The following is a 6,549-nucleotide window of genomic DNA, read 5'->3' on the forward strand; positions in this document are numbered from 1 at the left end:
CATCGTTCGTTATGCAAAAGTGATCGGAATGGAAGCTGCCAATAAGCTACTCTACGAATGGCAATTGAAGGGAAAAGAAATCCAGGACAAGGCAAAATATTGCAATGCGGTTTGGGTTCGTGTCGGTAAAGCTGCCATGGACGGTTAGTGCTAAAAGGGAAAAGAAAAAGCGCTTCACCAGGTGCGCAGCAGATCCGGAACAAAATGGGAAAGTAAACAGGTGTCTCACTAACTCAGAACAGCTATCAAAATGATACTTTGATTTTTGAGATGACGAATTGATACACTTTTTCAGCCATTTTAGGCAGTCAGATCACGGCCGGCGCTGGTCTCAAAAAACGGAGGTTTTACGAGAATATTTAGCATTTACATTCACTCCTATCTACATACGTTTTGTTCCCATTTGAGTTAATATAGTAACATCCCCCTTTTGGACCTAATATAAGAGACTTGCCATTATGTGATCCGCACTGTGTGCTACTACTACCAGATTTTGGATTAATATCCTTTTGTTTACCACAAGATCCAGAAGAGAGTAATGTACAGAGAGTGGCTGATAATAAATATATGTAAATCCTTTTAAGCATAAACTGATTAGTTCTGAATAGATAACGAATGCAGGCTACCATCGTTATGATAGCCTACAGTTAGAATAGCTGTGCACTAAGGGCATTCAGGAAGACTTAATAAGTTGTTGGGCTGGAGATCATCATTGCGGGTCTTAAGGTACTTAACGCCATTATTCGTTGCTATGATTACATCGACCCTAGCTCCGGCTCTTGATACGTAAAATGAATAGGTATTATTTTCAATATACTCTATTGCCTGCGAAACGGACAGCTTCCATCGTGTACCATCCCCATTTCTACCACCCACACTTTGTATTCTTTCATAAGCACTAGAACGATTACTTTTGTTTATGCATTCAATCTGAACAGAGGTAGCCATAAGTTATTTTTAAGTGAGCTTAAAAATATGACTATTCCAGTTGTAACTTGCATTAAACTTATCTAACGGTTCATTTTACTATATATAAATAATCCGGAAGCAATAGAAAAAGTGAGTAAAACTTGTACAAAACCAAGAACTTTCACAAAACACAGAACGGGCCCTTGTTCTGTGTTTTCTCATTTAACATAACATTGGTTATGAAAACAAGCTCGGAGATTTCTGAGTTTTGTCCTGATTCATGCATCCCTAGTGCGAGGTAAAGGATTTATATTTTTCCATTTTTTATTGTAAATAATTATCGCCTTTATATTAAATAATACTCATAAAAAATATTATTATTACAACCAATACGCTTCATGATTTGTCTAGCTCTTTAAAAACGAAACTATTCATGCTATGAAACACTTATTTCCATTCTTTCTCGCAGGTATTATCGGATTGCTAGGATGTGTAGACTCTTCGGAAGTCGGAGAAAAATGTGTAAAAGGAAAATATTTAGGCAAGGTACCTTATTGCCATGGAAATATAATCCAAATCTTAGATGGTACGGATGCTGGCAAAACTTGGACAAGCGAAGGGCGGGTTTATGAAAATTGCTTTGCAGCTAGTGTTGATTCAGTTTATGCAAAAAGCGCTTCTGATCCATTCAATTTAAAGCAGGACTCTGTTTTCTATTTTACCTATCGAGATGGAGGATACGCAAGGAAGGAGTATGTTGCATGTCAACCAGAATCATTTATTACAATCACTCAGACTTTCCTTAATCCCTGCCAGGAAAATCCTAAATAAATGTTTCATGTCTAAATCTGTCTGCTATGAAGAATGTGTATTGTCTTTTTTTCGGAAGGGTCATTATTGCTTTATGTTCAGCATTTGCCCTGTTGACTGTTGCCAACGCTCAAATTGTCACCCGCGTTTTGAGTACCGGTACAATTGAAAAATATGGTATCAAAGAACTAGTCGCAATCAATCAATTACCAACTTTCCGACTTCCTGATATCGATCTCAGTGCAGAGTTGAAAAAAGATTCATAAACAGCTTATTAGGCAAGCCGAAGCGCTTTGGCAAATCATTTCCGGTCAATGTTGACGTAATGACCGCTGGAAAACAATTCCGCTCGTCAGACTCAATAACTACTGTCTATGCTATCACCTCTCAGCGAGCAAGTAGTATCAATCTCACTTTTGATCGTTTTAAATTGGCAAAGGGGGCCAATCTGTACATTTATACGACAGATAAGAGAATCCTATACGGACCGGTTACAGATGCACACAATCCTGACTCCCAAACTTTCTGGACAGACGTTCTACCTGGTACCGGGATTGTCATTCAGGTTACAGCTCCTGCAACTGCCCAAGCTAGTCAACTAAATATTGCTACGGCGGTTCACGGTTATACAAAAGCGTTTACTGGATTTGGATCAGCGGCTTGGTGCGAACGTGATATAATGTGTGACGAAGGAGTAGATTGGAGGGACGAAGGTAATGCTGTGGCTCGTGTTTTGGTAAACGGTGCCGACAGTTATTGTTCAGGGGCATTAATTAACAATACCTGCCAAAATCTTAGACCCTATTTTCTAACTGCCTTTCATTGTGTTGATTCAAATGGGAATTCTGATGGTTCGGTAGCAGAAAGAAATCAGGTGGATAACTGGGTATTTAGGTTTAAATACGAGAGTCCGTCCTGTAACGGGCCCGAACCGGGATCTTGGATAACCTTCAACAGTGCAACTTATAGGGCTGGTTTTTGGCAAACAGATTTTGCACTCGTAGAACTTGATCAAAGACCCCAAAATGGAGACCCGTTTACTTATGCAGGATGGTCAAGAAGTACCACAGCCGCCACTTCCGGAGTAGCGATACATCACCCACAAGCCGATGTTAAGATGATTTCAATTGATCAAAATGCCCTGACAAACATTGCCGTAGCAAGCAATTGGGGAAATCCACTGCTACATCCTGCAAACACACACTGGCAGGCACTTTTTGAAACCGGCACAGTGGAGCCTGGATCATCTGGTTCCCCGATATTCAATCAGAATAGTCAAATTGTGGGTCAACTACATGGAGATTTCTTGAATGCAAATAATGACTTTTGCGGTAATAGACGTGGCCATTATGGTAGGTTTGATGTTTCTTGGAATGGAGGTGGGACAAATGACACTCGGTTGAGTAATTGGCTTGATCCGACCGGCACAGGTGCGACAACATTGGCTCAAATGGCTATGCCAAGTATTTCTGGACCTGCGATACTTTGCACAAACGGCGCTTATACTTTAAATAATGTGCCCGCGGGTGTCCCAGTTAGTTGGTCGGTCTCAACTCCATCCGGTGTTACACCTACATCGGGAAGCGGGACTGTTGCAAACCTTACTATGGTTAATCCCGAAGATGTGACAATTACTTTTACCATTGGATGTGATGCAACAGGCACCATCTCTCGACGCATTTATGTTGGGCCACCACAATTCAGCCACTTTTTGGTAGATGGGAATTATACTTCAAATGCAACTATATGCGCAAATCAGAGCGTTTCGTTGGAGGCTCTCCCTAACGATGTTTCTGCATCATATAGTTGGTCTAGCAGTAGTTACAATGGCTATATCATGAACTCAACCTCGCCCAGTACTATGTTTTATGCATATAGTCCTGACTGTTATTACCTAAATCTGACCATCTCCAACTCGTGTGGGAATAATTATCAAACACTGACAATTTGTGCTAACAACTGTTATTATCGACATACAGTATATCCCAATCCAGCAAAAGACCAGATTTCTATCAAGTTTGACGATTTCAAGACTATTGATGGAATGCCAGACCAGATCACACTATTCAGCGAGGTAACACAAAAGCAAGTTGCTGATTTCGGGTCTAAAGCAATTTTCGAATCATTGGATCAAAATGGAATCTTCAAAATTCCGGTCGAAACAATGCCTCGGGGAACTTACTACCTGCATATCAAGCGTAACCGTTCAGAAGATAAACCGCTTGATATTACAAGAATAATTCTTGAATAATATTAAATTTCTCTTATTCTTTAGGCATGATGCTCACTTCACAGGCCACGCCTAAAGAATAAGACTTCGAGCATTATTAGTCAATAAATGACTGATAATGCTCTTATAATTTAAATCCTTTATTTTGATATTTCCCAGCATCATACCCTTCTCTCCGCAGCCTATCCCGCTCACCTGCTAACTGCAATTCTGTCTTACCGATATCGGCTTGCAACCGGCTCCGGACATACTCAACCCCAATTATGCCCTGATCCCTTCCTATCTTCTTGCTAATTTCTTCAATATCATCAGGTTGTAACCGTTTTAGATACTTAGAAAATTCGGTGGCACTCCCCTTAAATTCTGCAAACTTCTTTGCCATAGTTGTATCATAAGACACTTTAGTTTTGGCAATAGCTTCCCGATCCTGCTCAACCTGGGCATTTTTTCTTATTGCCCTAATAAGACCGCTAAGCATAAACTCCGAACCTAAGTCGTTAGCCGACAAATGATTGCTCTTGCCATATTTATAGAAAAGCATTTTGACCGTTTTTTTCTCCGGATCTTCCCATTCTTCTTTTGATAATTCTAATCGGATACTTTTCTTCAATAGCTCCTCCTGAAATACCTCAATAGAGGTGCTCTTTGATAAAACATGCAGAACTGTGCTTTTGATAGCTTCCTTACGTTCTTCCTGGATATTGATAAGCCCGCCATGCTGATCAAGCCGGTATCCCAGGGATAAAAGTGCTCTTTCTGCCTGGCTCTGCCGTGCTCCACTCTTTTCAGCAAGTGCATTGATCGCAGGTACCGCTGTTTTGATCAGCTCATTTTGTTTAGCCTGGCTAACATTTTGGTTTACTTTTTCGATATCCAAAGAAAGTGCATCAACAGCCTTTTTTACAGATTCTTTTGCATATTCTTCCGGTTTGAGCCGGTCGTGCCAATCTGGTTTCTCTGTCTTTTCAATGTACCGATCCGGATTGATCCGTGGAAAGTGCTGCTCTATGTTTTCAATCCTGTTTGCTGCTTCCTGGGCTAAAGTGTAAAATTGCTTCACTTCAATATGTTTGGCCTGGCTGCCCTGAATACCGCGCTGCAGTCCCAGATGTTTCATACTGTCGGCAAACCTAGTTTGCAATTTGCTCAACGTATGTCGGTCACCACCAAGCCAGTCTTTGGCACAAAGCCTGTTCTCCGTCCGCTCCGTTTTTACCTGGCGCCCAACCTTGATTGTTTTTTCCCGTATAGGCACAACCGTAGCATGCCAGTGTGGGCTGGTCTCGTCATGATGGGCACGTAGGCTCACTACGTTATCTTCTCCAAACTCCTGATGTAAAAATTTAACCAGGTTAAATTGAAAAGCCCGGCAAGCCGGGTCATCTGGGTGGTTCCGTCCAAAATGTTCCGGACTGGCCGTGGCAAAGACATCGATCGCCAGTACCGAATCCTTCCGGATGGCAACACCGGTGCTGGCCAGACGTTCCTTTACATCATCCACGGCGACCGTGCCGATGATCTGTCGGTTCAAACTCTCTCGCTCCGGATCTGCATTCAGGGTTTCCCGTTGGCGAAGCTCGTGAGAGTCTTTGCCTCCTATACTTCCCATGTTGTTCATTTTCTCTACTCTTAGAATTGCAAAGGCCATAGCGATATCGGTTTATCCGGATGGTGGGTGCAGGATCTCCTGCCGAAACGGAACCAGGGAAATAACCAAGCCCGAAGGGATTAGGTTTTTCACTGGTGGAGTGAGTCCACCTTCAATTTTAATCAAATTTAACGACCGACGACTGAACTTACAATGCTTTACATAAATTAAGGTATATTGAGAATGAAGGATTTTTCTAGCCACTCAACAATAAGGCAGCCTATAATGAAATAAATAATTACGTTCCACCTTGTAGGACGCCAGAGAAAGAAAGACAGTTTTAGTGGATTAAACATCCCTATTGCCAAAAAGACAAAAAGCAAAATGCTTAGTATTCGTAATAAAAATGGCATATGAGTTTAACTATTTATCATCGTAATGTCCTTTTGCAGAAAGGATATCAACGGTTATAATATCGTCATTAACAGCATAAACCAATCTGTGTTTATCTGTAATTTTTCTGGCATATAATCCCGCAAGGTTGTGTTGCTTCAATGTGGGCTTTCCCCGGCCTGTTCTGGGATGCTGCTCAATCTCCTTTAACAACAGAATCGCTTTTTTATAAACTTTTGGTTCTGATTTCAGTAAGCTATACAAGTCCTGCTCAGCCTTTTTAGATAAAACAATTCTATACATTACAGAGACTGAAAATATTTATCCATTTCATCTACGCTATTGAAAGATATAGATTTGCCTTCCTTGATCTCTTCCTGAGCCTCTTTAATCCGTTGAATCATTTCAGGAGAGAAATATAAATCATCATCAGAAACAGGAGTAAGTACATACGTTTGCTTGCGCCCTCTCCTGATAATCACTTTTTCTCCCTTATCAGCTAGCTCAAAAAAATCTTTCTGCCGCTCTCTGAATTGCCTGCTTGTTGTTTCTACAATTGCCATTGTGTACATATTTTGGTACACAAATATACATAATATTACATATAAGCTAGTTATGC

7 protein-coding genes are annotated in these 6,549 nt (G+C 41.0%); 3 read left to right on the forward strand and 4 right to left on the reverse strand.

The window, feature by feature from the left end; translation table 11 throughout:
• Positions 1-663 precede the first annotated feature (663 nt).
• Positions 664-948, reverse strand: coding sequence for a DUF3892 domain-containing protein (locus tag ACKI5J_RS15775; RefSeq protein ID WP_407430449.1), 285 nt, complete (start codon positions 946-948; stop codon positions 664-666).
• A gap of 399 nt (positions 949-1,347) precedes the next feature.
• Here ACKI5J_RS15775 and ACKI5J_RS15780 point away from each other — a divergent pair, with 399 nt between their 5' ends.
• The 3 genes from ACKI5J_RS15780 to ACKI5J_RS15790 are packed head-to-tail and all read left to right on the forward strand — an operon-like array spanning position 1,348 to position 3,970.
• On the forward strand, positions 1,348-1,740 hold the full coding sequence (locus tag ACKI5J_RS15780; protein ID WP_407430450.1) for a hypothetical protein: 393 nt from the start codon (positions 1,348-1,350) through the stop codon (positions 1,738-1,740).
• Between the two features lie 26 nt (positions 1,741-1,766).
• Positions 1,767-1,985: a hypothetical protein gene (locus ACKI5J_RS15785; RefSeq protein ID WP_407430451.1), complete on the forward strand. Its 219-nt coding sequence runs from the start codon at positions 1,767-1,769 to the stop codon at positions 1,983-1,985.
• Positions 1,986-2,044: 59 nt separating this feature from the next.
• Positions 2,045-3,970 carry a trypsin-like peptidase domain-containing protein gene (locus tag ACKI5J_RS15790; RefSeq protein ID WP_407430452.1) on the forward strand — a complete coding sequence of 642 codons (1,926 nt, stop codon included), beginning with the start codon at positions 2,045-2,047 and terminating at the stop codon, positions 3,968-3,970.
• A gap of 103 nt (positions 3,971-4,073) precedes the next feature.
• Here ACKI5J_RS15790 and mobV read toward each other — a convergent pair whose 3' ends face one another.
• The 3 genes from mobV to ACKI5J_RS15805 all read right to left on the reverse strand — a co-directional run.
• Complete coding sequence (mobV, locus tag ACKI5J_RS15795) at positions 4,074-5,597, reverse strand: MobV family relaxase (protein WP_407430453.1); 1,524 nt, start codon at positions 5,595-5,597, stop codon at positions 4,074-4,076.
• Between the two features lie 363 nt (positions 5,598-5,960).
• Positions 5,961-6,233, reverse strand: coding sequence for a Txe/YoeB family addiction module toxin (locus tag ACKI5J_RS15800; RefSeq protein ID WP_407430454.1), 273 nt, complete (start codon positions 6,231-6,233; stop codon positions 5,961-5,963).
• The coding region (locus ACKI5J_RS15805) for a hypothetical protein (RefSeq protein ID WP_407430455.1) at positions 6,233-6,549 on the reverse strand (317 nt) is incomplete at its 5' end. The genes ACKI5J_RS15800 and ACKI5J_RS15805, both read right to left, overlap by 1 nt.

Source organism: Arcticibacter sp. (genome assembly GCF_045629565.1).
Lineage (GTDB): Bacteria > Bacteroidota > Bacteroidia > Sphingobacteriales > Sphingobacteriaceae > Arcticibacter.